General features: G+C 34.9%; 23 protein-coding genes and 1 other RNA gene. 10 read left to right on the top strand and 14 right to left on the bottom strand.

Going from position 1 to position 26,101, the window contains the following annotated elements; genetic code table 11:
- Positions 1 to 151: 151 nt before the first annotated feature.
- Positions 152 to 552, bottom strand: a transfer-messenger RNA (tmRNA) gene (gene ssrA, locus P178_RS22845).
- A 176-nt stretch (positions 553 to 728) separates the two neighbouring features.
- Between ssrA and P178_RS0102570 the strand changes: the two genes are divergently transcribed.
- On the top strand, positions 729 to 1,934 hold the full coding sequence (locus P178_RS0102570) for an NAD(P)-dependent oxidoreductase (RefSeq protein WP_027064739.1): 1,206 nt from the start codon (positions 729 to 731) through the stop codon (positions 1,932 to 1,934).
- A gap of 9 nt (positions 1,935 to 1,943) precedes the next feature.
- On the opposite strand, the gene P178_RS21340 is transcribed toward P178_RS0102570, so the two are convergent.
- The 9 genes from P178_RS21340 to P178_RS0102515 all read right to left on the bottom strand — a co-directional run bounded on the left by P178_RS21340 (position 1,944) and on the right by P178_RS0102515 (position 12,526).
- Complete coding sequence (locus P178_RS21340; RefSeq protein WP_036145612.1) at positions 1,944 to 2,336, bottom strand: DUF2809 domain-containing protein; 393 nt, start codon at positions 2,334 to 2,336, stop codon at positions 1,944 to 1,946.
- A 307-nt stretch (positions 2,337 to 2,643) separates the two neighbouring features.
- Positions 2,644 to 4,041: a DUF4173 domain-containing protein gene (locus tag P178_RS0102560; RefSeq protein ID WP_027064738.1), complete on the bottom strand. Its 1,398-nt coding sequence runs from the start codon at positions 4,039 to 4,041 to the stop codon at positions 2,644 to 2,646.
- Positions 4,042 to 4,453: 412 nt separating this feature from the next.
- Entirely contained in the window at positions 4,454 to 4,906 is a 453-nt protein-coding gene (locus P178_RS0102555; protein ID WP_027064737.1) for a hypothetical protein, read from the bottom strand.
- Between the two features lie 55 nt (positions 4,907 to 4,961).
- Entirely contained in the window at positions 4,962 to 5,252 is a 291-nt protein-coding gene (locus P178_RS0102550; RefSeq protein ID WP_027064736.1) for a winged helix-turn-helix domain-containing protein, read from the bottom strand.
- Positions 5,253 to 5,272: 20 nt separating this feature from the next.
- Positions 5,273 to 5,908 carry a hypothetical protein gene (locus tag P178_RS0102545; RefSeq protein WP_027064735.1) on the bottom strand — a complete coding sequence of 212 codons (636 nt, stop codon included), beginning with the start codon at positions 5,906 to 5,908 and terminating at the stop codon, positions 5,273 to 5,275.
- A 77-nt stretch (positions 5,909 to 5,985) separates the two neighbouring features.
- A complete protein-coding gene (locus tag P178_RS0102540) occupies positions 5,986 to 7,101 on the bottom strand; it encodes an Sb-PDE family phosphodiesterase (protein WP_036145609.1) in 1,116 nt (371 codons plus the stop codon).
- Between the two features lie 79 nt (positions 7,102 to 7,180).
- On the bottom strand, positions 7,181 to 8,743 hold the full coding sequence (locus tag P178_RS0102535) for a PepSY-associated TM helix domain-containing protein (protein WP_027064733.1): 1,563 nt from the start codon (positions 8,741 to 8,743) through the stop codon (positions 7,181 to 7,183).
- Between the two features lie 641 nt (positions 8,744 to 9,384).
- Positions 9,385 to 10,104: a DUF4198 domain-containing protein gene (locus P178_RS0102520; RefSeq protein ID WP_027064730.1), complete on the bottom strand. Its 720-nt coding sequence runs from the start codon at positions 10,102 to 10,104 to the stop codon at positions 9,385 to 9,387.
- Positions 10,105 to 10,192: 88 nt separating this feature from the next.
- A complete protein-coding gene (locus tag P178_RS0102515; protein ID WP_027064729.1) occupies positions 10,193 to 12,526 on the bottom strand; it encodes a TonB-dependent receptor in 2,334 nt (777 codons plus the stop codon).
- 80 nt (positions 12,527 to 12,606) lie between these two features.
- Between P178_RS0102515 and P178_RS0102510 the strand changes: the two genes are divergently transcribed.
- Complete coding sequence (locus tag P178_RS0102510; protein WP_027064728.1) at positions 12,607 to 13,593, top strand: helix-turn-helix domain-containing protein; 987 nt, start codon at positions 12,607 to 12,609, stop codon at positions 13,591 to 13,593.
- A 22-nt stretch (positions 13,594 to 13,615) separates the two neighbouring features.
- On the opposite strand, the gene P178_RS0102505 is transcribed toward P178_RS0102510, so the two are convergent.
- Entirely contained in the window at positions 13,616 to 14,521 is a 906-nt protein-coding gene (locus P178_RS0102505; RefSeq protein ID WP_027064727.1) for a phospholipase A, read from the bottom strand.
- 88 nt (positions 14,522 to 14,609) lie between these two features.
- Between P178_RS0102505 and P178_RS0102500 the strand changes: the two genes are divergently transcribed.
- Positions 14,610 to 14,987 carry a DUF1801 domain-containing protein gene (locus P178_RS0102500; RefSeq protein ID WP_027064726.1) on the top strand — a complete coding sequence of 126 codons (378 nt, stop codon included), beginning with the start codon at positions 14,610 to 14,612 and terminating at the stop codon, positions 14,985 to 14,987.
- A gap of 1 nt (position 14,988) precedes the next feature.
- Here the strand turns inward: P178_RS0102500 and kdsA are convergent, their stop codons facing one another.
- On the bottom strand, positions 14,989 to 15,807 hold the full coding sequence (gene kdsA, locus P178_RS0102495; protein WP_027064725.1) for a 3-deoxy-8-phosphooctulonate synthase: 819 nt from the start codon (positions 15,805 to 15,807) through the stop codon (positions 14,989 to 14,991).
- Between the two features lie 83 nt (positions 15,808 to 15,890).
- Between kdsA and P178_RS0102490 the strand changes: the two genes are divergently transcribed.
- From P178_RS0102490 to P178_RS0102465, 6 genes are all read left to right on the top strand, one after another.
- Positions 15,891 to 16,457: a hypothetical protein gene (locus tag P178_RS0102490; protein ID WP_027064724.1), complete on the top strand. Its 567-nt coding sequence runs from the start codon at positions 15,891 to 15,893 to the stop codon at positions 16,455 to 16,457.
- Between the two features lie 89 nt (positions 16,458 to 16,546).
- Entirely contained in the window at positions 16,547 to 17,131 is a 585-nt protein-coding gene (locus tag P178_RS0102485) for a hypothetical protein (RefSeq protein WP_027064723.1), read from the top strand.
- Between the two features lie 52 nt (positions 17,132 to 17,183).
- A complete protein-coding gene (locus tag P178_RS0102480; RefSeq protein WP_036145604.1) occupies positions 17,184 to 17,729 on the top strand; it encodes a hypothetical protein in 546 nt (181 codons plus the stop codon).
- A gap of 105 nt (positions 17,730 to 17,834) precedes the next feature.
- Positions 17,835 to 19,634: a translational GTPase TypA gene (gene typA, locus P178_RS0102475; protein WP_027064721.1), complete on the top strand. Its 1,800-nt coding sequence runs from the start codon at positions 17,835 to 17,837 to the stop codon at positions 19,632 to 19,634.
- A gap of 293 nt (positions 19,635 to 19,927) precedes the next feature.
- Positions 19,928 to 20,716 (top strand): SDR family NAD(P)-dependent oxidoreductase, encoded by a 789-nt coding sequence (locus P178_RS0102470; RefSeq protein ID WP_027064720.1) that lies wholly within the window; start codon positions 19,928 to 19,930, stop codon positions 20,714 to 20,716.
- Positions 20,717 to 20,751: 35 nt separating this feature from the next.
- Positions 20,752 to 21,651 (top strand): DUF6503 family protein, encoded by a 900-nt coding sequence (locus P178_RS0102465; protein ID WP_027064719.1) that lies wholly within the window; start codon positions 20,752 to 20,754, stop codon positions 21,649 to 21,651.
- Positions 21,652 to 21,723: 72 nt separating this feature from the next.
- Here the strand turns inward: P178_RS0102465 and ppgK are convergent, their stop codons facing one another.
- Both ppgK and P178_RS0102455 read right to left on the bottom strand, forming a co-directional pair.
- On the bottom strand, positions 21,724 to 22,467 hold the full coding sequence (ppgK, locus tag P178_RS0102460; RefSeq protein ID WP_027064718.1) for a polyphosphate--glucose phosphotransferase: 744 nt from the start codon (positions 22,465 to 22,467) through the stop codon (positions 21,724 to 21,726).
- A gap of 139 nt (positions 22,468 to 22,606) precedes the next feature.
- Positions 22,607 to 22,912: a hypothetical protein gene (locus P178_RS0102455; RefSeq protein ID WP_027064717.1), complete on the bottom strand. Its 306-nt coding sequence runs from the start codon at positions 22,910 to 22,912 to the stop codon at positions 22,607 to 22,609.
- Positions 22,913 to 23,173: 261 nt separating this feature from the next.
- Here P178_RS0102455 and P178_RS0102450 point away from each other — a divergent pair, with 261 nt between their 5' ends.
- Positions 23,174 to 26,101 carry a PEP/pyruvate-binding domain-containing protein gene (locus tag P178_RS0102450; RefSeq protein ID WP_316929980.1) on the top strand — a complete coding sequence of 976 codons (2,928 nt, stop codon included), beginning with the start codon at positions 23,174 to 23,176 and terminating at the stop codon, positions 26,099 to 26,101.

The raw sequence follows: 26,101 nt of genomic DNA, 5'->3' as shown, positions 1-26,101 counted from the left end.
TCATATGACGTGGTTTTTTATTTTGTGGAGCCGGAGACGACCTTGCGTTTATAAAAGGTCTAGTAGACCTTTTTAGCATGGTGCGAGCTATTGCACTGGCTTTCGAATCCTGTAGGTATAACGAAAAAAACCACCCTAAGGTGGTTTTGTTTTGTGGAGCCGGAGGGATTCGAACCCTCGTCCAAACAAGCAATTAAAATGCTTTCTACATGCTTAGAATCTGATTGATTTTCGATGCGTACCTGACCAGAAACCGCCTAATACACACTTATCTTCTTAAGATTTTGGTGGTGTCGCCAAAGTGAGCGGACACCCTTATGTTGACTTTTCTGGTGCTCCTATAAGAATCGCCATCAACAAGGGCTATTCAGGAACATCTCGCTTCCCTACCTGGTAGGGACGAGGCTAAATCCTACTATAATTCAGATTAAGCGGCAAGAGCGTAATTATTTTCGCCAATTAAAAGTGTGAAAAATGAGATTAACGAGCTGTTTCCCAGCGCTCGACATGCTTACATTCCAACTGGTCTCGCTGTCAAAACCGGTCGGCCCCAATATGTAAAAGAACTTCCTAATCTAAATAATAGCTGTATCAAATTAATCGACTTCAACTATTAAATAGCGGGCAGCAAAGCTAACAAAACTTTACGATCCCCTATAATTTTTATTTTGACCGAAGCCAAGTGTTTCTAATTGCATATTTTAGTACAATATTTATACCAAACCTATATGAAGTTCGGAATCATCAGAGAACGTAAGAATCCACCAGATAAGAGGGTTGTTCTATCTCCAAAAGCATGTCAAAAAGTCTTAAAAACGCATACAAAGGCACAAATAATAGTTGAGCCATCTCCTATTCGTGCTTATGCCGATGGTGATTATAAGCAATTAGGTATTACTGTTGCCAGTGAAATGGATAATTGTGATGTTCTTTTAGGAGTTAAAGAAGTGCCAATTGATTCCCTTATTCCCAATAAGAAGTATTTCTTCTTTTCGCATACTATAAAAAAGCAGCCGTACAATAGAAATTTGTTACGTGCTATTTTAGAAAAGAATATAGAAATGTATGACCATGAGGTTATTACCAACATGCAAGAACAACGTGTTGTTGCATTTGGTAGATATGCAGGTATTGTGGGAGCCTACAATGGTTTTCGTGCATACGGACTAAAATTTGACTTGTTCAATTTGCCGAAAGCGAGCGTTTTGCCTGATCAAACAGCTTTAATTGCTGAACTTAAAAAACTAAGTTTACCCAATATAAAGGTTTTACTTACAGGAAGAGGTAGGGTAGGTAACGGTGCTAGGGAGATGTTAGACGGCATGGAAATGAGGCGTGTAACCGTTACTGAATATTTAGAAGAAACATTTAATGAGCCAGTGTATTGCCAAATAGACGCTGGGGAGTATAATAAGCGTAAAGATGGTGTTCGAGGTAATAAAGCGAACTTTTTTGCAAACCCAGAGGAGTATAAATCTAATTTCTTTCGCTTTGCAAAGGTGACGGATTTCTATATTGCCGGACATTTTTTTGGACAAGGTTCTCCATATTTATTTACAAGGGAAGATGCCAAGCATCAAGATTTTAAAATTCGTGTAGTTGCCGATATTAGTTGTGATATTGATGGGCCGGTTGCTTCTACCATACGCCCTTCAACCATTGCTGATCCAATTTATGGATATGATGCTATGACGGAATCTGAAGCTGATTTCAAAAAACCTGAAGCAATTGCTGTTATGGCAGTTGATAATTTACCGTGTGAATTACCTAGAGATGCAAGTGAAGGTTTTGGTGAGGCATTTATTAAAAATGTAATTCCTGCCTTTTTCAATGATGATAAAGATGGTGTGTTAGAAAGAGCACGTATGACGCAAAATGGTAAATTGACAGCGCGTTATTCATATCTTCAAGACTATGTTGACGGTAAAGAATAAACTTAGGTTTTACTTTTTAGAATAATTTATTTGAAATTGTTTTTTTATTTCTAAGCTAGTTACAGTAAGTATACCTAAGGTATATGCCAATAAATCTTGAATGCTAAAATAGTTTCCGAAGATTAAGTTTGCCCATTTAGATTGTTTCACCCCAAAGTAGCTTAACATATTGGTAAGCTGCAAAAATTCAATTGCATACGCTATAAGTAAATTGATAATGCCCAGGGTAATATCATTTGCCTTCACGAAAGATTTAAAAAAGTAAAACATAAGAATGACCACAAGGTAATCTCCGAATGTGTGTCGAATAAAGCCGGATTTTAAAAACACGGCAATTAAGATTTCTATACCTAATAAGATTAGAAAGTATATAAAATAGATACGGGTGAATTTGAATTTCATGTGTTGAAGGTTTACACGTTCGCGAGATAGATATATAATATACTTAAGGGGTAATTTATAACTAGTAAAATAAGAACCATGGTATGCTCCTGTATATCCTTTGAATACCGCAATAGATTTAGTAATAATATGACTAGAGCTATACAGGTAACGATGATATAGCTGAGATATAGTATAATACCAACAATATTAATAAACTTGGTTTCCGGAATTAAAGCGATGCACATTACTAAAGTTGATAAAAGAAAATACAAGGAAACTACTCTTACAATTCTACGGTTCCATTTATGTTTAAATAAAACCGCCATTACTTATCGTTTTTAATTAGTTGGGCAAACGTATATTCTTGCCATGTTTTTTCTGATTGTAAGGTGATATATTCTTCGTGTTTTTCTAGAATACTAATGTTAAGATCATAATTAACTTCTTTCTCTTTAGCATAGTTATATAATTGAATGCTATTGGTATCCCCTAAATCGATGAGGTAATGAATATCTGGATTTTCTAGTGTACTTAAATTAAAATACGTAATTGTTTTATCCCACGGCACTGCAGCGCTTAGTACTAAGAAAGTAAACACTGTGGCGATATTGGTGCGTACTAAATAAACAAAGCTTTTTATTTCCGCTACTTTAATATAGGCTGTAATTAATCCGGTAAGGGTAAGTAGCAGATATACGAAAACACCAATGCGTTTATAAGTAAGACCTAAGGCTTCAACATAGGTAAAGTTCTTGTAAGATGTAAAGACAATTAGTATAATATTTAAAGAGATCCAAACATAGGTTAGCGTTTTTATTTGCGTATTCTCTTTATAAAAATTGAGGTTTCCTCTAAAGAAATAAAGAATTAAAATAATTGCTAACACTATCGAAAACATTAGGGCATAGACACCTTGATGAACAGATGCCGAATATTCTGCATTAGAAATATCGCCTTTTTGGAATAGGTAAATTCCGTCGGTTACTAAAAAGAATACCAGTAAAAAATTAAGGGCGATAAAAATAAATGAGCCTAAGGTATGCTCACTTTCAAGTTGCTTTTTTTGACCTATTATTTCTATTTCGGTCGGAGTCTCCAATTCGTTTTTCTGAGATACATCAACTGCTATTAATTCTTGTGCATCTAACGGACGTAAAATGTTTAGAAATATAACATACCCCAGAAATGTGAAGAATACCCAAGGGAAACTAATAAAGTCAAAAGAGATTTGGTCTACCAGATTTTCAAAAACAGGATTCGCATTCTTATAAAGCGTGGCAAATAAGATTAGTAGAATACCAGCAAAGAAGCCACCTTTTAAGCGGTTCAACAGTTTTGGTGAAGTCTCTTTCTTTATATCTTTTTCTTCTTCTGAATTTTGTCTTTGAATGAAATTTGCGATAGACGCAACCAATAAATTAGTAAACCCAAGTAACCAAGAAAGGTATAATGAGGTTTTGCTTGATATGGACTTTCCTATGAACACCATCAATGCCATGAAATGAACAAATACGGTAAACCCCGTTGGGTTAATAAGAATAAAGATGGAAGTTAAAATATAGGTAAGTGCATAGCCCCAAGACATGGCTCTAGTTTCTTTTAAGGTAGAGACAAGCACTACCACTAAAATTGATATTAAGAATAGATTTAGACCAAAGCTTTTACTGTAGAATAATAAACTGAAGGCTAAGGCAGATAAGATTGATTTTATATGAATATTCATAATATGATGTATTTAAAAGGTCGTTAATGATTAAAGTTATCTCAGTATCTTTTTGAATATGAATACAAGTATTAGGCTTGCAGATAGTTGTCGAAATTGTTTGTTATAACCTATAAAAGATTTAGGTAAAAAATAGTAATGGGTATATTGACTATAACAATGAGCATGGTACTAATGTGTTCGGTGCAGTCTTTGTAGTACCGTATGCTATTTATTACTATGAGGAGAAGTAAAATTGTATTGGTAAAAGTAGCTAGAATCGTGTACAAGTAACCTATTCTTACAAAATAGGAATCACCAGTTGTTTTAAATAATAGGAGTAAAACAGTACCAAGAATAAAGCTGATTATTGCAGTCAATACAGCTATATAATTAATTGAGTGTGTAAATTTTGTTTTCATTATTGTAGGATTTATGGAATTAAAAATGTGGATTTTATTCGTTGGATGGGTTGATGCAGCAGCTTCTGAAACTCTAATTGATGAAAGGGTAGTGCAGATTTTCCAAGTGTGTATTTCGATTTGAAGAATCTCCAATACTCCGGATATAGAATAGAACCTATTAATATTACGGTAAATAGGTAAAGACTTCTTTTTCCATTTCCCAATAAATAGAACTGCATGCTTATTTCTTCGGGTACCGTAGTTCCCGTGTTCGTGAGTACATGAAATACATCATGACTCTCTAGTTTTTCTTGTAACTGAAAGTTATTGGCAATAAGAAATTCACCCATATGATAGCCTAACGAGTTGCTTGGATACTCTTTTAGCACTTCAGCATTATATTGCCAAGCTTCATTTTTCTTGAAGTATTGATAGGGTGTCACGCTCCAATCATATAATTTTTCTAAAACGGTTGCTCTCATTATTTATTATTTTAAAAGTACTTTGAAATTCAAAGTAAAATGATAAAAAAATATATTACTTACCTATGAGTTTTTCTAAAGCATTAATATGCTTCTTAAATTGTGCTTTGCCAAGTGGGGTGGCAGAATAACGTGTGTTTGGTTTACGACCAATAAATTGCTTTTCCACTTTTATATATTCCTCTTTTTCGAGCGCTTTGGTGTGACTGGCTAAATTGCCGTCGGTTGCACCTAACAGTTCCTTCAACATTTTAAAATCAGCATAATCGTTCACCATTAGAATAGACATTATGCCCAATCGTATTCGGTGGTCAAAAGCTTTATTTATGTTGTCAATTAAACTCATATATCAATAGCTAACTAATCTTAATTTCTATCATACTTATAATACATTAATCCACCATATAGAATATGGCAAACGCCAAACCCTAAAGCCCAAAAATACAATCCATATCCTATAAATTGAGTACTAACTAGTCCAATTGCTATAAAAGCTAAACCCATATAACGTACATCGCCCATAGTGTACTTACTTGCATTTACACAAGCCAGACCATAAAATATAAGCGTCGTAGGAGCAACGAGACCGGCAATACCCTGTTGCATTAATACTAGGCAGAATAAACCACCGACAACTAAAGGAATTAGAAAGTTAAATACCAGTCGTTTACTTGTGCTGTCCCAAATTTTCTCGCCACTTTTTTTGGCTTTTCTTAAGGTCATTATAAATCCGGTAAATGCAGCTAAAACTAAAACGGCAGTTGCGATGATTGTTAAATCTTTAACCATATCAGTTCCCCAAAGAGAGGTGCTTCTTCCAGAAAGACCATCATAGTTGCTGGCAGAAAAACTTTTTAACCTAGTGTATGCTAATCCTGCACCTATTAACGCGTATACGCCAGCTAGAATACCAGATAGGCCACTTAGAGAAATAAACCGTGAAGAACGATTCATTAAATTCTTGATTTCGGTAATATCGTTTAGATACTTATTTGTCTCCATATTAAAGTACTTTGAAATACAAAGTTAAATTAAATATGCAATTCAGCACTATAGATTTTAAAAAAAAATGATTTTTACTACTTAACCGTAATGCTGTATGAAATTGTAGGTTGTTGTTTTGGCGCTGTAAAACAACCTAGTGCTTTTAGTTTTAATAAGACTTCGCGCTTATTTTCTAATGTTTTAAGGGATATTTTTTTTGTTTCGCCGGCTTTAATTTTAAATACAGGTGAGCTGTCGTAAAAAGTGTATTCAGATTCATTTTCAAAAAGAAGGTCACTACTGGTAATATTTTTTACTTCTAAAAGGAGTACATGTGTGTTGTTGGCATAACTGGCTTTTTCAACTATCAGGCTTTGCTCTAAAAGCGGAATTAAAAATTCTTCCTTACCAACCATTAGGTCATTGTACACCGCAACTGTTCTTCCTGCAAATAGCGCTTCTTGCATACTTTCTATGCTCCTTTCCTTTGCAAATACCAGCGTAATTGGTCGTTGGTTGCCTTTTTCAGTATAATCCCAATCTATGAGTCCGTGAATGTCACTGGTACCCATTATGGTTAGATTATGTTCTAAAGCTAACGCTAATGATTCTTGAGCATAATCCACAGAATTGATTACTTCTATTCCGTGTAATTCACCCTTTTTTAAGCGTTCTTTTTGAAAGTCGCTGAATATGGGATTTCCTTTTGGAGATTGATTATACCATGCCGGATGGTTCCAAAATACAAATGCACCTTGTTTTTTGGCTTCCATAAAAGCATCTTCTGCCTTGTCTTGTAAAATAGGATTTGCATCTTTTATAAAAACGGCATTATTGTGACCCGCAGGTTCGCTTCTCGTAATTTCAGAACCATGAACAATCATTAAATCATGCTCCTTGGCTTCTGCCATAGCAATAGTATAAGAACGGTTTCTATCTGGATGCGGAATGTCAGCTAAGTGTGGTTGATATTCTAAATGTTCAGTTAATGAAATAGCATCCAAGTTATCTCGTAGTGCCTCCATCACTCTAATATTAGGCCAAACATATCCATCTGAGAAAACGGTATGAATATGTAAATCTGTCTTTAGACTTTTATACCCTGGTATATCTGGAAAATTTAGAGGTCGTGCACTGCTATGCTTATGCTCTTGTGCTAGAATAGAAAAGGAGATCAATAAGAAATACAGAAAGGCAAGTCGAGTTTTCATGGGTCGGTTATTTATCCAAATGTATGAAAATCGACTCGCCTATCTATAAATGAGGTGTTTACTATAGATTAATAAATGGTTATTTATTGATGCTATTATTTTTCTGAGTCTTAATAATCTTGCTAAAAATGAGCAGACCAACTATGCCAATAACAATCCAAAAAATATCTATGAACAAAATTTGGTCATATCCCTTTTCAAAGCTTACCCATATCCAATTACCTGTACAGATACCATTCACAATTGGTATGCTTAAGCCAATTATACTGCCAGAAAGTAAACTGTAGGTATTGGTGAGATAATTGTCTTTTTGCAGTATGAAGAAAATAGAAATCAATAACCACCCTATAAAATAAAACTGGTAGAGAAGGCTCATTCCTGTAGGATTCACCACTTTAACTAAAATAAATGATAAAGCTGTTATAGGGTACATACTTAAACAAATGGCTAAATAGTACCTGACTACTGCCTCATTGAATTTTCTTTTTTTAACGGGAATATTTTTCTTGTTTCTGGCGGTCAACCATATAAGTACACCGCTCAGTATTACGAAACAACCAATAAGACCTAGTAAAAATGAAATGATGCGCAACCCATATCCACCATAATCACCAAAGTGCAATCGATAGAAGATACCTTTAACCGCATCTAAGTAAGATGTTTTTTGGGTAGGGTCTTTAATACCATATATACTACCGTCTGTTACATTATATATGGTATATCCGTAGCCGTTAATTTTATTTTTATAATCTAGATTTCCACTTACAGATACATGCATCCCTTTATCTCCATAATTGAAAATATGAACTTCGTTCACATTAAAATTATTCCATTTAGACTTTACTTGTTTTACGTAGCTATTAATATTTATTGATTTATTTATAGGCGTATTTTGAAATTCGAAATGTGGATGCGCATATTCTAAATCTTCATATAGTTTTTTATCATTGCCATCATATAGCGCTAATACCGTAGGTGCCACCAAAAGTATTTTTAACATAAAAAAAGTTCCTGTAACTGCATATACCAATTGAAACGGAAAACCAATAACACCTAATGCAGTATGTGCATCTGTCCAAACTGTTTTTAACTTAGTCATTGGTCTGAAAACATAAAAGTTGGAAATAATTTTATCCCAATGGACCACTATGCCGGTAATTAATGCGAACAAGAAAAATAGGGCTACAAAACCAGATAGGTAATACCCGAACGGGTGTGGCATTTGAGCGAAAAAATGTAAACGATATAGGAATTCGCCCAATGAGTAGGAGGTAGCATAATCAGTAGTAGATTTGTCATCTGTATTTAAATAGTAAAATGCACCTGCAGCTTTTTCTTTGGTAAGTAAAGTATCTTTTGAAGCTCCTAAGTTTACACCAATATGTTGTTCATTGTAGTACTGCTTAAACTCAATGTCTCGACCGAACAAGTTTCTTTCTTTGGACATTTGCTCCAAGGTCTCATCAAAATCTAAGTTTATTTCCTCTGGCGCTTTAACCGTGTGGTCGCGCTCCCAATTAACAATTTCATCTCTAAAAAAGGAAAAGGAGCCAGTGAAGAAAATTACATAGAGTGCTACACTTATTACAATGCCGCTAACCGTATGTAAATGAAATAAAATGTTATATGTTCTTTTAGACATTATATAAGAGGGTTTAGAGCTTTACCGTAAAACATTATTATTGCCAGTATAATGGAGGTTATAACGTAAATACCCCAAATTTTCCATCCGTTTTTAGCCAAAAAAGCTATAATCATTAAGCAGACCCAAAGTATTATAGCGCTGTAAGTGCTGGTAATTATTACATCAACATGGTCTAACCAACTGGCAATGGCCAAGTGAAAAAGTATTGAAACGATAAAACCACCTATAATGGCGGCCGTAATTTTGGAAAAGCGAGGCCAAAAAGACGGATTCAGATATTTTGAATTAGCGGGCATATTAAAAAAATGAGAATTCCATTAGGAAAATTAGTAGTATGGTTAGGCTTATTGTTTTGTAGGTAATAAGATGAAGTGGCTGTAATAGTATTATGAGACTAGCCACGGTCATTAAGAAAATTGAAAAGGTAAAAATGCCCGAGCCCCATCCAAATTGATATATGGAAAGGGCACAGGCAATCATAATTACTATAGAACCTATTGCTTTGGCTTGGGTACTTTTTTTAAGGCACCAAGTTTCTATTTTTAAATGTATGGGCACCTTTTGCCTTTTTGTTGTTGCGTAAAAAGTATAAAATCCGGTAAAGGTTAATAATAGAATTATAGTTATCATCTCTGTTTTTACTGGTTGATACAATAAGTAGCACAATGCCAAACAAATTCATAATCTTTTCCATTATAGGAACCTGGGACTCTTTCTTCATAAACAGTTTCCATAGTGTACTTAGTATTCCATGGTAATTGAAAGCTTACTTCACCGTTATCATCTGTTTCAAGAGTTTTACTCCATAAATCTGACACATATATTTGAAACTCATTTTTAGCCAAAGGTTTTCCTTTAAAAAGCACTTGTAATTTAATTTCACCATTGGTGCTCTTTAATTCCTTTATTACTATGCCGTCAGTATTTAAGGTTTTGGTATCGGCTATTATATTACCCACCTGTACTTTGGCGGTAGATTGATAATGGGTTTTGAAGATGCCAAAATCCCATTCTGTATAATCCAGTACTTCAATATTGTCATTATTTAATGCTACTGTATAAGTTCCATTAGCTTTTGGAATGAAATAGGCTACATAGTAATCTTCTTTCGCAGTAGTTTTTAAAACTTTTTTTGAGCCATCTGGATGTATAAGCCACAAATTGAATTTTGCAACTGACGGGAAATTATCCCCTTTTACTTTCTCAATAACTCCGTGAGTGTATTCGCCAAAATAGACCCTAACTTCTTGTTCTTTTTGTAAGCTGCCGGTTCGGTCGGTTTCTAGCCATAAATAGTGGGCAAACATTGGTGAAATGGTGAATAGAAGTAGGGAAATCGTAATTATTATTTTTTTCATGATTATTTATTTATGGTTAAACCCTCGGCATTTTGCCGAGGGATAACCGGATTGCACTAACTCAACAAGAATTAATTAATATGTTTTTCTAGAAATTATAGGTTACTGTTACCCTACCATTGATGCCTGGTTCTGATTGCCAATATAAATAAGTGGCATAATTAGATCCGGAATACAAGTATTCATTTAAAAGGTTGTTCACGTTAAACTGAACTCTAAACTGATCATTGCTCCAGGAGAGTGCGCCATCTAGTCTAAAGTAATCGGGTAATTGAGATTCATTATCTGCACCCCATGACCATGTAGAACGATCAATTTGATATTGGTAGCCTAAAGAAGCACCAAAACCTTGAAGCTTGGATATTTCTGGAAATTTATAATTAAGCCAGCCATTTGTTAAATGCTTTGCATGCCCAGCTACACGTTGTCCTATACTTTCAGGGTTGGTGTCTTCTGTAATTTCAACATTTGTATTGGCGTAATTTAGTATAACGTTTAATTCAGGCGTAATCTCACCTTGCAAATCAAATTCTATACCTTTAGATTGAATTTCACCCAACTGTATTGAGAAGTTAGGATTCTCTGGATCTGTTACCAGTACATTTTGTTTGGTGATTTGATATGCACCTAATGAAGTTCTTAACCTACCATCAAAAAAGCTCTTTTTAATACCACCTTCAATATCATTGGCATCAACTGGATCAAAGGTTTCTCCTGTAAAGCTTACTCCATTTTGTCCAATAAATGAGCGGTCGTATAAGGCATATGCTGTAAGACTTGGTAATATGTCTACACTTAAACCTATACGTGGTGTAATTTTTGAATCGGTTTCATCTTTGCCCCGGGTAAATAGATTGGTATATCTACCTGCAAGTGTTAAACGTGCCTTGTCATTAAAAAAACCAATTTCATCCTGTACATAAACAGAGCGGTTAATACCACCGTAATTATAAATGTTATCGCGATATTGAACGGGTACAGACTTGTTGAATACCGGTAGTTCTGTGTTTCCGTATACAGGATTATAAATATTAAATGGTTTGTCTATATCGGTGAGACCAAATTGATTGAAATCTGCCCAATATTCCTTTTGGCTATAATCGAATCCACCTAATAGTTTATGGCTTACGCCACCAGTTTGAAAGGCTCCAGATACATAAGTTTGAAAGTACTTGCCTATAGAGAGCGCATCCCAATTACTTATGTAACGTACTGCATCGCCATTTTGCTCCATTGACCACACCCAAGTAGAATTACCTACTTGATCATAACGTAAAGAACCAAATTTGGTTTCCCAACTCCAATCCTTATTAAAGTCATGTTTTACGGTTCCAAAAAAGGTAACTTCCTGTATGTCTGAAGCTGGGTAATTCGTATCTGTAAATTTAAAATCTCTATCTAAACTACCGTAACCGTCCTCATTCGGAGCAAAAACATAGGCTGCTCCCATATAGCTTTCTGCTTGTTGAACACTTAATTCTGCCGTAACAGACGTTTTTTGAGATAGATTGTAGGTTAGGGCTGGAGCAAAGCCGTAACGCTCAGCATCTTCATTACCTCTATGACTATCAGATGTTTGGTACATGGCATTAAATCGATATAATAATTTCCCGTTTTCGGTAGCCTTTCCTCCAAGGTCTAATGTTGCTCGATAGTTATCAAAACTACCTGCCATTAATGATACTTGTCTAATTGTTTTTTCAGATGGTTTTTTAGTGACCACATTATAGAATCCGCCAGGTTCTCCCGCAGACATCATAAAACCTGCAGGACCTTTTACAAATTCTATTTGATCTACAAATGCCATATCTTCAGATAATGGTCCCCAAGTGTCTTGTACATTAAATCCGTTTCTAAATGCCGGTAACCTAAAACCTCGCATATTTACTCTAGCAAAATTTCCCCAGTGCTCTAAAAGTGTAACTCCAGAAACATTTCTAATAACCCCGTCCATAATACTTGTAGCTTGTTGGTCTTGTAGTAGTTCGCTACTAATGATTTGAATGTTCTGAGGTAGTTTGGCTATTTCTGTTTTTAAGCGTAACGATGATGATGGGGTTTTTACGGCATATTTGTTATGATGCCCTTTTACTACTACTTCATTAAGTTGTTCACTTTGCTCTGGTAGCGAAACAGTGACTATTTCTATTGATTTATTGGCTAATACGGTAGTTGAGATTTGTTTAGAAACATGACCTACGATAGACAATGTCAATGTATATGGACCAGCGGCTAAATTCTTTATTTCAAATCTACCTTTGGCGTTAGTGGTTGTTCCTAAACTGGTTTTGGAAATACTAATATTAACATTAGATAGTGGGTTGTTGTTTTGGTCTACAACGGTACCTTTTAAGTCACCACTTTGTGCAAAAGTGAAAGAGGTGCCAATTAGAAAGAGCAGAATTGTGTAAATATTCTTCATGAATTATTTGTTATTTTTAATTAGTCTAAATAAGTTTGATGCGAATTTATGACCTAGTCATGGATTAGAAATGACGTGAAATGGTAAAAAAAAGACGCAATTTTACAGATGCGCAGATTGTTGATTTAACCGAGTCGCAAGAAATTGCGTATCATAAATTGGCGGACTGTGTTGAAGAAAATGGTAATGATGAGGTAAACCATAAGGTCTATCATGTTAAAGAGCAGTATGGTAAGGGACGTATTGACGAAATACATTTTGAAGATGTAATTATATCTACTCTGGTCTTTAGATTGAAGAGGGATGTCGTTTTAAAGCAGAAATTAAAAATCGACTTTGTGCAATTATCTTTTCTGATTGAGGGTGAGCGAGTAATTTCAATTTTAAATTGTGATGATATTTTTTTAGAGAGTGGAGACTCTTACTTGGCAAATATCAAATCTTTTGAAGGAACCTCTAAGATTACCGGAAATAAAACATATAAAGAGGTTAAGGTGAAGTTATCAAATTCATTTTTAGCTAAGCATGGTTTTTTCAATGATTTAAAATTAAAAGAACTTATAGATGATAATTTAATATTGCCAATTACTAATGAAATGATGTCTATTTTAGAAACTTTTGAAAAGGTGAGATTTGAAGGAACGGCAAGACTTATTTATTTAAAAGCAAAGGTTTTTGAGATGTTGGCCGTTCAAGTTTCCAATTACAAAAATGAACATCTTAGTAATAATGCCTTTCAAAATAGTAATGTATTGAAGAAATTGTTATGTATTCAAAAACGTATTAACGAGAATTTAGCCATTAACTATTCCGTAGCAGAATTGGCTAAAGAAGTTGGTATTAATAAAACTGTTTTAAACAAAGAGTTTTTAAGGGTTTTTGGAAAAACTGTACATGAATATAGTATTGATAAAAAGATAGAAAAATCAAAATCTCTATTATTAAATACAGATATACCCATCTACGAGATTGCCGAACAAATAGGTTACAAAAATGCCACACATTTCTCTGCAGCGTTTAAACGTCAAGAAGGTATAACACCAAAGAAATTTAAAAATAGCTTGTAGTAATCTTGTGAAGTAAATAGTATCAATTTATCAAAGAAACCCCAATGCCAAAGGTGGTTTGTCTATGGTTATAATCAATGAGAGTTTCTCCGTACCCATCAAAAAGTTGTAAATGCCCGTTGAAGTTCTCGTAAATAGGAAAAGACCAGGTGAATTGTAAACTGCCGCGACTCTTATCTCCTAAGTTTAACGAATGTCTGGCTATTGTTCTAAAACGCTGTCTACCCCAATCATAAGTGATATCAGCCTCGCCACGTCCAACGTAATCAGATATATTTTCGTTGTCATCAATTTTACTTCCTATACGTATCCAAGGTTTTAGCATTACTTGCCAATTATCACGCTCAAATGCAGCATGAAAGGCAATACGGTTCCAGCTTCTTGAAATTGGGTCAGACTGCCCGTTAGATTCATGTATGACTGAAGCGCCAACCATTTTGGTATCAAAACCAAGTAATTTAAATTTAATAGGAAAGTTGGCGATAATTTCGGGTTGATAATTCAATTCTCTAAATGGTCTTGAACGTTCTGTGTTATAAATTTGCCAATAAGCGGTCTGCGAATAGCCCATCCATAAATCCATTCGACCATCAAACATACCATGAAAAATTTTTGTTTTTAGGCTAATCTGAAATTTTGATTCTACAGCATTTAAGCTATTTGGCTCATCTAAAACTTTATCTGAATTTTCTGCCTGTGGAAATTCATTTGGGTTGGTAGAATATTTTGCGGCGGTTATGTATATAGGTTTGTAAGAAGTAAGAATGAATGTGCCACGTTGATGCTCATCATCTAGTTCCCATAATTCACTTAAACTTTTACTATTATTGAAATACCAATTGTGATCGTGATCGTCTTGCGAAAAACATTGATGGCTGAAGGTTATTATAAAAGCAAATATTAAAACTGTTGTTGTTTTATGTAACATCGATAAATTTTAAAGGAGTCAAAATTATATATTTGAATGCGTATTAGTAAATAAATTCGTATTTTAAATTAATACAATCAATTTAATAATGAAACCAGCAGAGAACTACATTTTTAATCAGCCCGAACCTTACAAGAGTATTTTAATGCATTTACAAATGATGATTGAAACTACTTTGCCAGAGGTAGAGTTAAAGTTTAAATGGAATATTCCTTGTTTTTATATTGGAAAATCTCCGATCTGCTATTTAAATGCATCACACAAAAAGCAATTTGTGGATATTGCTTTCTGGAACTCTGCACACCTTACAAAACATTTGAACGTACTAATTTCTGAAAACAGAAAAGTAGTACGTTCAATGCGTTATAGTACCCTTGAAGATATTGATAACGAGGTTCTTATTGATGTTTTACAAGATGCTTATTCCGTTCGTAAAAATGGGTTTTATAAACGAGAAGACTTATAAATTAAAACTGATTTACCACAGATCTCAGCGCCACTAAATCTGTCAATAGTTTTTTCATTAGTCCTAAGTCTAGCATATTGGCACCATCACTTTTTGCATTGGCACAATCAAAATGAGTTTCTATAAAAAGTCCGTCAACACCAGCGGCAACACCTGCACGAGCCATAGTACCAATCAATGCTGGTCTACCACCTGTAACACCAGAAGTTTGATTCGGCTGTTGTAACGAATGTGTAACATCTAAAACTACAGGTGCATATTGTTTCATGGTCGGTACACCTCTAAAATCTACAATCATATCTTGATAACCGAACATGGTTCCACGATCGGTAATTATAGCTTGCTCGTTTCCAGTTTCAGTTACTTTGTTGACAGCATGTTTCATGCTCTCCGGACTCATAAATTGCCCTTTTTTAATATTTACCGTTTTACCTGTGTTAGCAGCAGCAACCACTAAATCTGTTTGGCGTGCTAAAAAAGCTGGTATTTGTAGCACATCAACATATTCTGCGGCCATGATGGCATCTTGCTCGGTATGTATATCGGTAACCGTTGGCACCTTAAATGTTTCAGATACTTTTCTTAGTATTTTCAATGCTTTTTCATCGCCTATACCCGTAAATGAATCTAACCTACTACGATTTGCTTTCTTGAAACTTCCTTTAAAAACATAAGGTATTTTAAGCTCATCGGTTATGGTTACAATATGCTCTGCAATACGCATTGCCATGTCTTCACCTTCAATGGCACAAGGACCAGAAAGAAGAAAGAAATTATTACTGTCGGTGTGTTTTATTTGGGGTATTAGAGATAAGTTCATTCGTCGAATATTTTTAAACAAAGATACTATTTTAAGCAGCTTACTGTTCTATTAGGATAAGATTGTCGAAAACCCAAATCGGAATGAACTTTAAGAAGTACCTACCTATAATTTTACTTGCCTTATTTGCTTGTAAAGGCAGCGCCCAATTTGGTAAGAATTGTGAATTGAGACAGGTGAAAATCAATTTGATCAATCCGGGTTTGGAGTATGAAATGGCATTAGGTGCCAATACAACTTTTGATGTTAAGGTTGGTATTCAGGCGGCATTAGATCCATTACTGCCAGATGTGTATAGTGAGCTGGGAGTTTTTCCTGCCATTGCAGGGCAGTACAGGTATTATTATAATTTTGAGAAACGACAAAGAAAAAGAAAACAGATTTACGGTAATTCTGCCAATTATATAGCGCCTGCGGTTGCTGTTTTTTTTCCGGGTTCACGTACAATTGGTACAGAGAATGTAAAAGGTGCCTTTGGTTATGCAGGTTTGGTAACCGGTATTCAGCGAAGTTATGATTCTGGTTTTAACTTTTCGGTAGATGTTGGGGCAGCATATTATGATGGGCAATTTGAAGGTGGTATTTACCCTGTTGCCAACTTAAGTATTGGTTTTATAATTAGTGAAAAACGATGGTGTGTAGGTCGATAATCACGTAAGTAATTTCTTAATATTTCTATAAATCAAGTGGTTACTTTTTTTTAATCATGTAGTTTTAGTTGCAACATCAATCTAACTATATGAAAAAAATTACGCTGATTTTTCTATTCTTATCTATTACGACAGCACATTCTCAGATTAGGGATTTTTCTGAAAAAGGTAACGGACTCGTCAACCTAGAGCGTCATCAATTTACAATTAATCTACTTGGTCCTGGTATTAGATATGAGTTGGGCTTATTTAAAAATGTAAGTGCATCAACTAGTTTTACTCCAGCATTTGCAAGATACCAAGAAGGCTATGCTTTAGGTTTTGCTTGGCATACCAGAATAAGATATTACCATAATTTTCAAGAGCGTTTAGATGTCAATAAGAATACGGTAGGTAATTCTGCAAATTACTTTGGTCCTGCACGTAGTATTTTCTGGGAACCTGTTCAGTTTACCGATAATATATCTGACGGAAATAGTAACTATGCCTTTGCTTTCTATGGCGGAGTGTATGGCGTGCAACGTACCAATAGAAAGGGATTTAATTTTAATGGGGAAATTGGTTATGGTTATTTTAGGGGTGACGGTCTGGATAACGGTCACGGTTTTATGGTAAACTTAAATTTTGGATGGGTAGCAACAAAAAGAAAATCTACAAAGCCAACTTTTGATTAACGTGGTCTAATATTTGATATACAACCCAAATAATATCAAAACAAACTACAACATGAAAAAAGTCATTTTTCTATTAGTTATTCTTTTGTCCGCTTTTTATGTGAATGCACAATCAGGGAAATTAGTAGAGGACGGACTTTTTAAAATTAACGCATTGGCACCTGGTGTATCTTATGAATTAGGCGTTGGCTCTAAAACTACATTGAACTTGGAAGGTTTTTTAGGTTTTGCATTGAACGGAGGGTCTGGTAGGGATATTGATTTTGGACTTTTTCCAGGCTTGGCTGCAGAAGTTAGACAGTATATTAATTTCGATAGAAGGCTTAGAAAAGGCAAGAATATATCTGGTAACACAGGTAATTATATTTCATTTTTAAATCAATTGCAATTTGGTACACCCATAATTGGTAATTTAGAATATGCTTCAGATTACTATTATAATATTGTCTTAGCATATGGTTTACAGCGTACTTACAAAAAGGGATTCTATTTTGGTTTAGCCTTTGGACCAGGTATTTTTGTTAATGAATTTGATGCAAATACAGGTGTTTTAATAGATGTTAGACTTGGTTGGGTAATTGGCGGTAGAAAAAAGTAGCCTAAGCTCAAGGGAACTCTCTCAAAATCAATAAGATAAAAATAACAAAAGTTTAAGTGCAACTATTAATATTTAAAGTATCTTTGCACGCTTAAAATAGACCTTATGTCCACTACAAAGAATATTGCGATCATTGCGCACGTTGACCACGGTAAGACCACCTTGGTAGACAAAATAATGTACCACTGTAGCTTGTTTCGTGAAAACGAGAATACAGGTGATTTAATTTTGGATAATAACGACTTGGAAAGAGAACGTGGTATTACCATTACTTCCAAGAACGTTTCCGTTATATATAAGGATACTAAGATAAATATTATCGATACTCCTGGTCACGCCGATTTTGGTGGTGAAGTAGAGCGTGTATTGAACATGGCTGATGGTGTTTTGTTGTTGGTAGATGCTTTTGAAGGACCAATGCCACAGACTCGTTTTGTATTACAGAAAGCGATTGATTTAGGATTAAAGCCTTGTTTGGTTATTAATAAAGTTGATAAAGAAAACTGTACTCCAGAAGAAGTACATGAAAAAGTTTTTGATCTAATGTTTGAACTAGGTGCTGAAGAATGGCAGTTAGACTTCCCTACAGTTTATGGTTCAGCAAAGAACAACTGGATGAGCGAAGATTGGAAAAACGAAACAACTAACATAGAGCCATTATTAGATATGGTTATCGAGCATATTCCTGTTTTTGAACCAAAAGAAGGAAATACGCAAATGTTAATTACCTCTTTAGATTTCTCTTCATTTACAGGTAGAATTGCTATCGGTAGATTACAAAGAGGGTCTTTAAAAGAAGGTCAAGCTATATCTTTGGTTAAGAGAGACGGTTCTATCGTTAAATCTAAAATTAAAGAATTGTACGTATTTGAAGGTTTAGGCCGTAAAAAGGTACAAGAAGTTGAAACTGGTGATATCTGTGCCTTAGTTGGTGTTGAAGGTTTTGAGATTGGTGATACCGTTGCTGATTTAGAAAATCCAGAAGCTTTAAAAACTATCGCAATAGATGAGCCTACAATGAGTATGTTGTTTACTATTAACGATAGCCCATTCTTTGGTCAAGATGGTAAATTTGTTACTTCTAGACATATTAAAGATCGTTTGGCGAAGGAATTGGAGAAAAACCTTGCCCTACGTGTAAATGATACTGATAGTGCTGATAAGTTTTTAGTATTCGGTCGTGGTGTATTACACCTTTCTGTTTTAATAGAAACTATGCGTCGTGAAGGATACGAATTGCAAATAGGACAACCACAAGTAATTATAAAAGAAATAGACGGTGTTAAATGTGAGCCTATTGAGCATTTAACTATTGATTTACCTGAAGAAGTTTCTGGTAGAGCTGTTGAAATGGTATCTATCCGTAAGGGTGAGATGACTAAGATGGAAGCAAAAGGTAACCGTATGTTATGTGAATTTCAAATTCCATCGCGTGGTATCATCGGTCTTCGTAACCAATTATTGACTGCTACTGCTGGTGAAGCTATTATGGCACACCGTTTCTTAGAGTATCAACCAATGAAAGGTGATATTCCTCAACGTCAGAATGGTTCTTTAGTTTCTATGGAAAAAGGAAAAGCTATTCCTTATTCTATTGATAAATTACAGGATCGTGGTAAGTTTTTCGTTGATCCGGGTGAAGATATTTACGAAGGTCAAGTTATTGGAGAAAACTCTCGTGGAGATGATATGACCGTGAACATTACGAAAACTAAAAAGATGTCTAACGTACGTTCTTCAGGAGCGGATGATAAAGCTAAAATTGTACCAGCAATTAAGTTTTCATTAGAAGAAGCTTTAGAATATATTCAGAAAGATGAATATGTAGAGGTTACTCCTAAGCATTTACGTCTTCGTAAAATTTACCTAACGGAAAATGACCGTAAGCGTAATAAAATTGCATAAATAGTAAAGTCCTTTTTTAAGCGATTTTATTTACTTTATATAAAAAAAGCCACCTTTCTAGGTGGCTTTTTTGGTTGTGTAATTTTGGTATTGGGCCATTGTTTGTCAATTGAGGTTATTACTAAGCTGATTTAATGAGATTTAGAGCTATTGTATTAAGGAAAATGCAAAAAATTAAGATAGATTTTCCTACTTTCTTAATAATGATTGCATCGTTCGTTTTTCTTCGTTTCTGCATAGATTTTTATCTAATTTAAAGTGCGATTTAAACTCAACTCAAACAAAAACATAGTATGCAATTAAAAGGTAAAAATGTACTTATTACAGGAGGTACTCGTGGCATTGGTAAATGCATGGTAGAATATCTTATTGAAAAAGGGGTAACCAATATTGCCGTAATAGCTCGAGACAAGAAGAATCTAAAGCTATTATCGGAAGAATTTGCAGATGTCAATTTCATTAGAATAACCGGTGATGTAGCAAATATTCAAGTATTAAGAGACGCTGCCGCACGTATAGAAGATAAATGGGGACATTTAGATATACTGATCAATAATGCAGGTATTGTAGCTGCAGGTCCTTTAGAGGATATACAAGATGAAGACTTATATGATCAAGTAGCCATAAACTACACAGCAGTAATGTTATTGACCAAATACTGTATCCCTCTTTTAAAATTCTCTGAAGATGCTTATATCTTAAATATTTCATCTGGATTAGGATTAATAGGTATGCCTTTCTATGCCGTATACGGAAGTACAAAAGCTGCAGTACGTCAGTTTTCAGATTCTATGAGAAGAGAATTGGCTCCTTTTAACATTTCGGTTACGTGTGCTTTTCCAACCGCTACGGATACGGAAATGATGCAAAAATTTACAGGTAGAAAAATGGATGCCCCAGATTATGTTGCACAACGATCATTAGAAGGTTTATTAAAAAAAGAAATTCAAGTTATTTTTGGCGGTGATGACCGACTGAAAGAAAATACCTTAAATTTTGAAGCACCAGAAGAACTAGATAAGCAGGTGGCACAGAATTATGAGGAACGTAAAACTGCTAGTTTGGATCATAAAGCCGTCTGATCGCTACTAGGTAATAAACTAAACGGCACACAACTATGAAATTACTTTACAAATTTTCACTCTTATCAGTATTTGCAGTTATTTTATCCTGTAAAGAAACTCCTAAATCTGTTAATAAAGCTACTGATGTATCGGTAACTGAAACTGATGTTATCTCTATCCCAGAATCTTGGGTTAACTCGCGAGTTGCAAAAGCTAAAGAAAAACTAAATAGCTCTGAAGCAGGAAAAGTAGTATGGAATGCAATGGAGGCTCATGGTGGATTGGATACTTGGTTCGCAAACGGACCAATTACTTTTCGTTTTAATTATCAACCTTTAGATGGTAAAACTGCTAGAGATAGTTACCAAACCGTAGATACATGGAGTAACAGATCTGTGCATACAAGTGCTACGGAAAGTTCTGCCAAATTTGGATGGACAGGAGAACAAGCTTGGGTAAAAGCTAAAGATAGTACCGCATTTGCCTATGATACTAAATTCTGGGCGCTAACTCCGTTATGGTTTGTTGGTCATCCGTTTGTTTTGAGTGGGGAAGGTGTGAACTTAGAGTTGTTGGAGCCTACTACTTACAAAGAGAAAGAGTATAACGTAGTCAAAGTAACTTTTGATGCTGAAACTGGTGATGCGCCAGATGATTATTACATTCTATATGTAAACAAAGAATCTAATAAATTGGCGGTTATGAGGTACATAGTTTCTTATCCTCAATATTTTAAAGATGGCGGGCATGCGCCAGAAAAATTTACTGAGTTCATAGGAGAACAAGTTGTAGATGGTATTACAATGCCAGGCGGTTTTAAAACCTATTGGACAGTAAAAGACAATCAACCTGGAGATTATATTACCAAAATTGATTTCACCGATGTATCTTTTGAAAAGGATTTGTCTAAAGATTTCTTTGATGCTCCTGAAGGTGCTAAAATTCTTGAATAATTATTTCAACATATTAAACATAAAAAAGCCCCAAAGTTATCTTTGAGGCTTTTTTTATAAAAGTAATTTATCTTATTCTCCTTTATGTAGTGATGCTACCGCTGCGCCAATTATTCCAGCATGGTTTTGAAGTTCTGCTGCTATAACCTTAGTATCAATCTTAATTTTAGATTTAAATTCATTAAAATCTTTAGATGCTCCACCACCAAGAATAATTAAATCTGGAGAAACAATCAACTCAACATATTCTAAAAAGGTGTTGAATCTTTTTCCCCATTTTTTATAAGATAGTCCTTCTTTATCTTTAGCCGAACCAGCCGCCCATTTTTCAATCTTGGAATATTTTTTATAGGGTATTTGACCCAATTCAAAATTAGGAATCAATCTGCCATCTAAAAATGCCCCACTACCTAAGCCTGTACCTATGGTAATCATAATAACAAGACCTTTTTCGCCTTTACCAATACCATAGTTCATTGTGGCATAACCAGCGGCATCGGCATCATTGATAACGGTGAAATCTAAACCGGTCTTTTTCTCCAACAATTCTTCAACGTTAACACCTAACCAGCTTTTATGAAGATTACCGGTAGCTTTGCAAACACCATTTTTTATTATCGTAGGAAAACCACAACCAACTTTACCTTTGTAGTCAAAATGTGCAACAATTTCAGCGATTACATCGGTCATTGCTTCTGGTGTTCTAGGTATGGGAGTAGGTATTCTAAAGCGCTCTGAGATCATTTCTCCGGTTTCAGAATTAACTAAAGCTCCTTTAATTCCAGAACCACCAACATCAATACCAAGTAAAGTCATTTTATTTTTTTGTTATGAATTACAAAGAAACGAAAAAGAATCGGCTCTTTGAAGTGAGATTGTTTTGTGTGTTTTACTTCTTTAAACTACCACTAAAATAGAACATAAAAAAAGGACCTGTTTAGGTCCTTTAGATTATTTATTCTGGCATTAGCAGGTCTACAATGGTGCTAACTTGAATTTCTTCATCGTCTTCATCCAATTCAGAGTCAACTGTAAAAGTGATAGAAAACTGTCTACCAACAAATTTTTGACTAGTTAAATCGTACTTGCTGCTTACTTCGTTGGTAACATTATTGAATTCTACAATTTCGCCTTCATCATCTGTAAAAGAGTAAACGCCATTGCTATAGCCTTCATAAGTTGCATTCATGGTACCTGTGTCTTGACCAAATGTGGTAAACGAAGAAACTGCTACGAACAATACTATTAAAAGTGATTTCATTTTTTGCTTGTTAAGTTAATTTTCGATTTTTTTTGCCCGGTTTTCAAGCCTGTTTTTGAGACTTGAAAAGTTGTTACAAATGAAATCTAATTAGTTGAATAACGATTAAATTTATCATTTTATTATGAAAGTTTTTTTTAAACTTAATGAACTGTAAACCAGTGGGCTATTTTTGATTTATTGCAATAAAATAATTGATGTTTAGACTATAAAGTAGCATAATTAGATACTACCTTTACCCAATTAATCAATACCACTCCATTGAAAAACTATAATTTACCTAAGCTACTTGTTGTTTTGATACTTGTTTCTTTTGGGATAACACGATTAGGTTATTCCCAGACTCAAGTGTCACCAGATAAGGTTCAAAATTTAATTGGCGTCTATAAAAATGATATTAGGGGTCCGTATAAAGATATTCGTTGGTTTTGTACAGATGGTAGCGTACGCCAGCCAAAAGATCCTTGTCCAGATAATATAGGTCCAGGGGTGCAGCATGCGCGCTATAAAGATGAGGTAGTTGCTTTGGGTAAAAGCAACCATATTTACTTTGGTCAAATTCTAGCTTATACAACTATTGATGAACTTTGGGATGCTAACCACAACCATTCTCGTTTAAAACAATATCAATTAGATAAGTATTTGCGTTTGGTCGATGACGGATGGATCAATCAGAAAGGACAGTTTTACAGAGGATCGGTTCAGGTAGAAGATGAAGAAGCATGGGGTATTGCTTTCTACAAATCTATATTATCGCAAGATGCTATCATTGCCAATAATTTCTACCTTATTAGACAGTCTTTAAAAGACATCCCTCATAACGGTGATGATAATATTGCGCAATTAATGCGAAGCGAATCGAAAGTGATTTCAGATTTGTATACTCCGTTTATGGACTTGAGAACTAAGATTCATAGTCAACCAGAAAAATTGGATATTCAAAAAGTAATTGATTTCAAATCAAAAAATCAGAAATTACTAACTACAGATTTAAATAAGAAGTTAGATGGCTTGGTAAGCACTATGCAAGTTTTCTTTAAGCCAGTAGATGTTCAGGCTTTATTAGATAAGTCCAAATTGATTAAAGGAACTTCACTTGGCGATAAAGTTCAAGCTTTTATAAATAGTAAAGAGGCAAATGATACCGCAAGCTATACTGTAAACGAAGCTGCATTGTTACTAGTTGATATTCGTGAAGAATTAATAGCCGAAAAGCGACCATTGGCACGCTTACAATTATTAGATATCTCATTAAAATTAGAAGAACTTCTATTTCAAAATGCACCTAATTGGGAGCCAACCAGCGTTAGCGGGCAATTAGAAAAAATTTGTGCTTTAGCAACGGCTTCAGTTGGTGCTGGATATTTAGAGCTGTGGGAGTGGGAGCAAATTTCTGGTACATTAAGCAAATTTAATCAAGATCAATTAAGCTTAGCAGAATTAACCCAAGTATTGGAAACTGCAAGAGCAGCAGTAGAATGGAGTGCTGCTATGGTAAAGGCAAACTACCAAGAAGTGGTAAATGTGTATACCGCTTTTGAGCCTAAGGCATATGCTTTTATCGATGATAGAATTAGAGGTTCTGTCGCATTGCATTTAGGGCAAAGTGTAGGAGAGCTTGGTGATTTTATAGCAAAAGAATCTGCCTTGACCAATAAAGTGATGGATGTTGCTAACCAAAGTACGTTTAGAGGTTTAAACCCTGGGTATGCTTATGGTGAATTAGTGGTTGTAGATGGCTCATCTGAAGATGTAGAAGTATCTGCCGATAAAATTTATGTATTTCAACGTTCACCTTCAGATTTAAAACCAGTTGCAGGTATTGCTACGGTGGCAGAAGGGAACATGGTTTCGCATGTGCAATTACTGGCGCGTAATTTAGGGATACCAAATGCGGCTTTGTCAGATGCTAACCTTCAAAGTTTAAAGAAGTACGACGGTACAAGGGTGTTTTATGCAGTTTCTAATAAAGGTAATGTAATCTTGAAACCAGAGTCTCAAATGACGGATCAAGAACGCGGATTATTCGTAAAAAAAGAACGTAATACCGATAAGATAGAAGTACCTGTTGAAAAAATTCAATTGGGAAATACCGATGTTTTGAATATGCGCGATGTTGATGCTAGCGATTCGGGAGCGTTATGCGGACCAAAAGCTGCGAACCTTGGACAGTTGAAAAAAATGTTTCCTAAGCAGGTGGTTGAGGGGTTAGTGATTCCGTTCGGAATTTTTAGAGACCATATGGATCAGCAAATGCCAGGCGAGAATAGTTCATATTGGGAATATTTGAATGCGATGTTTGTGGAAGCTGAGCGTATGCGCAGTGCAAATGTATCAGAGCCAGAAGTTGAAAATTATCAATTGCGTCAATTGGAAATACTAAGAGCTGCAATTAAGAAAATGCCTTTGAAAGAAGATTTTATGAATCAACTGGAAAGTAAATTCAAATCTGTTCTTGGGTCGGACTTTGGAAAAATTCCTGTGTTCTTACGTAGTGACACCAATATGGAGGATTTAAAAGAGTTTACTGGTGCAGGTTTAAACTTAACATTATTCAATGTGTTGGATAAAGAAAAAGTTTTAGAAGGTATAAAAGATGTGTGGGCTTCACCATACACTGAACGTAGCTTTAAATGGAGACAGGTGTATTTATTGAATCCTGAGAATGTTTTTCCTTCTATTTTGGTGATACCAAGTGTGGATGTAGATTACTCGGGTGTATTAATTACAAAGGGTATCAATTCTGGTAACGATAAAGATTTAACCGTGGCATTCAGCAGAGGTGCAGGTGGTGCCGTAGATGGTCAGTCAGCAGAAACGTATACTATATATGATAGTAATGGCTATCGTTTATTAGCGCCAGCACGCGAGCCAATGTACAATACCTTACCAGCAACAGGCGGTACAGGTAAAAAAGCAGCTACTTTTCAGAATAGAGTAGTGAATGAAAAGAACATGACCGAAATCAGGACTTTGGCAAAAACTATTCGTGAAACACTACCAAAAGAAACAAATTCAGATTACGAAGGTGCTTATGATGTAGAGCTTGGTTTTAAAGAAGATAAATTATGGTTGTTTCAAATTAGACCATTTGTTGAGAATAAAAAAGCGTTGAGTTCTGGGTATTTAGAATCTATTACACCGAAAATTAATACAGAGAAAGAAATCTCTTTAAAGACAAAATTGTAA

The sequence above is a fragment of the Maribacter sp. Hel_I_7 genome (genome assembly GCF_000688315.1).
In the GTDB taxonomy this organism is placed as follows: Bacteria; Bacteroidota; Bacteroidia; order Flavobacteriales; family Flavobacteriaceae; genus Maribacter; species Maribacter stanieri.
This window is presented reverse-complemented; position numbering and strand designations above follow the sequence as displayed.

Coding starts and splice junctions, on each gene's coding strand:
- P178_RS0102470 (WP_027064720.1), top strand. CDS start 19,928: ATGCAATTAAAAGGTAAAAATGTACTTATTACAGGAGGTACTCGTGGC.
- P178_RS0102550 (WP_027064736.1), bottom strand. CDS start 5,252: ATGAGTTTAATTGACAACATAAATAAAGCTTTTGACCACCGAATACGA.
- P178_RS0102480 (WP_036145604.1), top strand. CDS start 17,184: ATGAAAAAAGTCATTTTTCTATTAGTTATTCTTTTGTCCGCTTTTTAT.
- P178_RS0102560 (WP_027064738.1), bottom strand. CDS start 4,041: ATGAATATTCATATAAAATCAATCTTATCTGCCTTAGCCTTCAGTTTA.
- P178_RS0102490 (WP_027064724.1), top strand. CDS start 15,891: ATGAACTTTAAGAAGTACCTACCTATAATTTTACTTGCCTTATTTGCT.
- P178_RS0102505 (WP_027064727.1), bottom strand. CDS start 14,521: ATGTTACATAAAACAACAACAGTTTTAATATTTGCTTTTATAATAACC.
- P178_RS0102500 (WP_027064726.1), top strand. CDS start 14,610: ATGAAACCAGCAGAGAACTACATTTTTAATCAGCCCGAACCTTACAAG.
- P178_RS0102540 (WP_036145609.1), bottom strand. CDS start 7,101: ATGAAAACTCGACTTGCCTTTCTGTATTTCTTATTGATCTCCTTTTCT.
- P178_RS21340 (WP_036145612.1), bottom strand. CDS start 2,336: ATGAAATTCAAATTCACCCGTATCTATTTTATATACTTTCTAATCTTA.
- P178_RS0102570 (WP_027064739.1), top strand. CDS start 729: ATGAAGTTCGGAATCATCAGAGAACGTAAGAATCCACCAGATAAGAGG.
- typA (WP_027064721.1), top strand. CDS start 17,835: ATGTCCACTACAAAGAATATTGCGATCATTGCGCACGTTGACCACGGT.
- P178_RS0102545 (WP_027064735.1), bottom strand. CDS start 5,908: ATGGAGACAAATAAGTATCTAAACGATATTACCGAAATCAAGAATTTA.
- P178_RS0102555 (WP_027064737.1), bottom strand. CDS start 4,906: ATGAGAGCAACCGTTTTAGAAAAATTATATGATTGGAGCGTGACACCC.
- P178_RS0102535 (WP_027064733.1), bottom strand. CDS start 8,743: ATGTCTAAAAGAACATATAACATTTTATTTCATTTACATACGGTTAGC.
- P178_RS0102515 (WP_027064729.1), bottom strand. CDS start 12,526: ATGAAGAATATTTACACAATTCTGCTCTTTCTAATTGGCACCTCTTTC.
- P178_RS0102520 (WP_027064730.1), bottom strand. CDS start 10,104: ATGAAAAAAATAATAATTACGATTTCCCTACTTCTATTCACCATTTCA.
- ppgK (WP_027064718.1), bottom strand. CDS start 22,467: ATGACTTTACTTGGTATTGATGTTGGTGGTTCTGGAATTAAAGGAGCT.
- P178_RS0102485 (WP_027064723.1), top strand. CDS start 16,547: ATGAAAAAAATTACGCTGATTTTTCTATTCTTATCTATTACGACAGCA.
- kdsA (WP_027064725.1), bottom strand. CDS start 15,807: ATGAACTTATCTCTAATACCCCAAATAAAACACACCGACAGTAATAAT.
- P178_RS0102465 (WP_027064719.1), top strand. CDS start 20,752: ATGAAATTACTTTACAAATTTTCACTCTTATCAGTATTTGCAGTTATT.
- P178_RS0102510 (WP_027064728.1), top strand. CDS start 12,607: ATGGTAAAAAAAAGACGCAATTTTACAGATGCGCAGATTGTTGATTTA.
- P178_RS0102455 (WP_027064717.1), bottom strand. CDS start 22,912: ATGAAATCACTTTTAATAGTATTGTTCGTAGCAGTTTCTTCGTTTACC.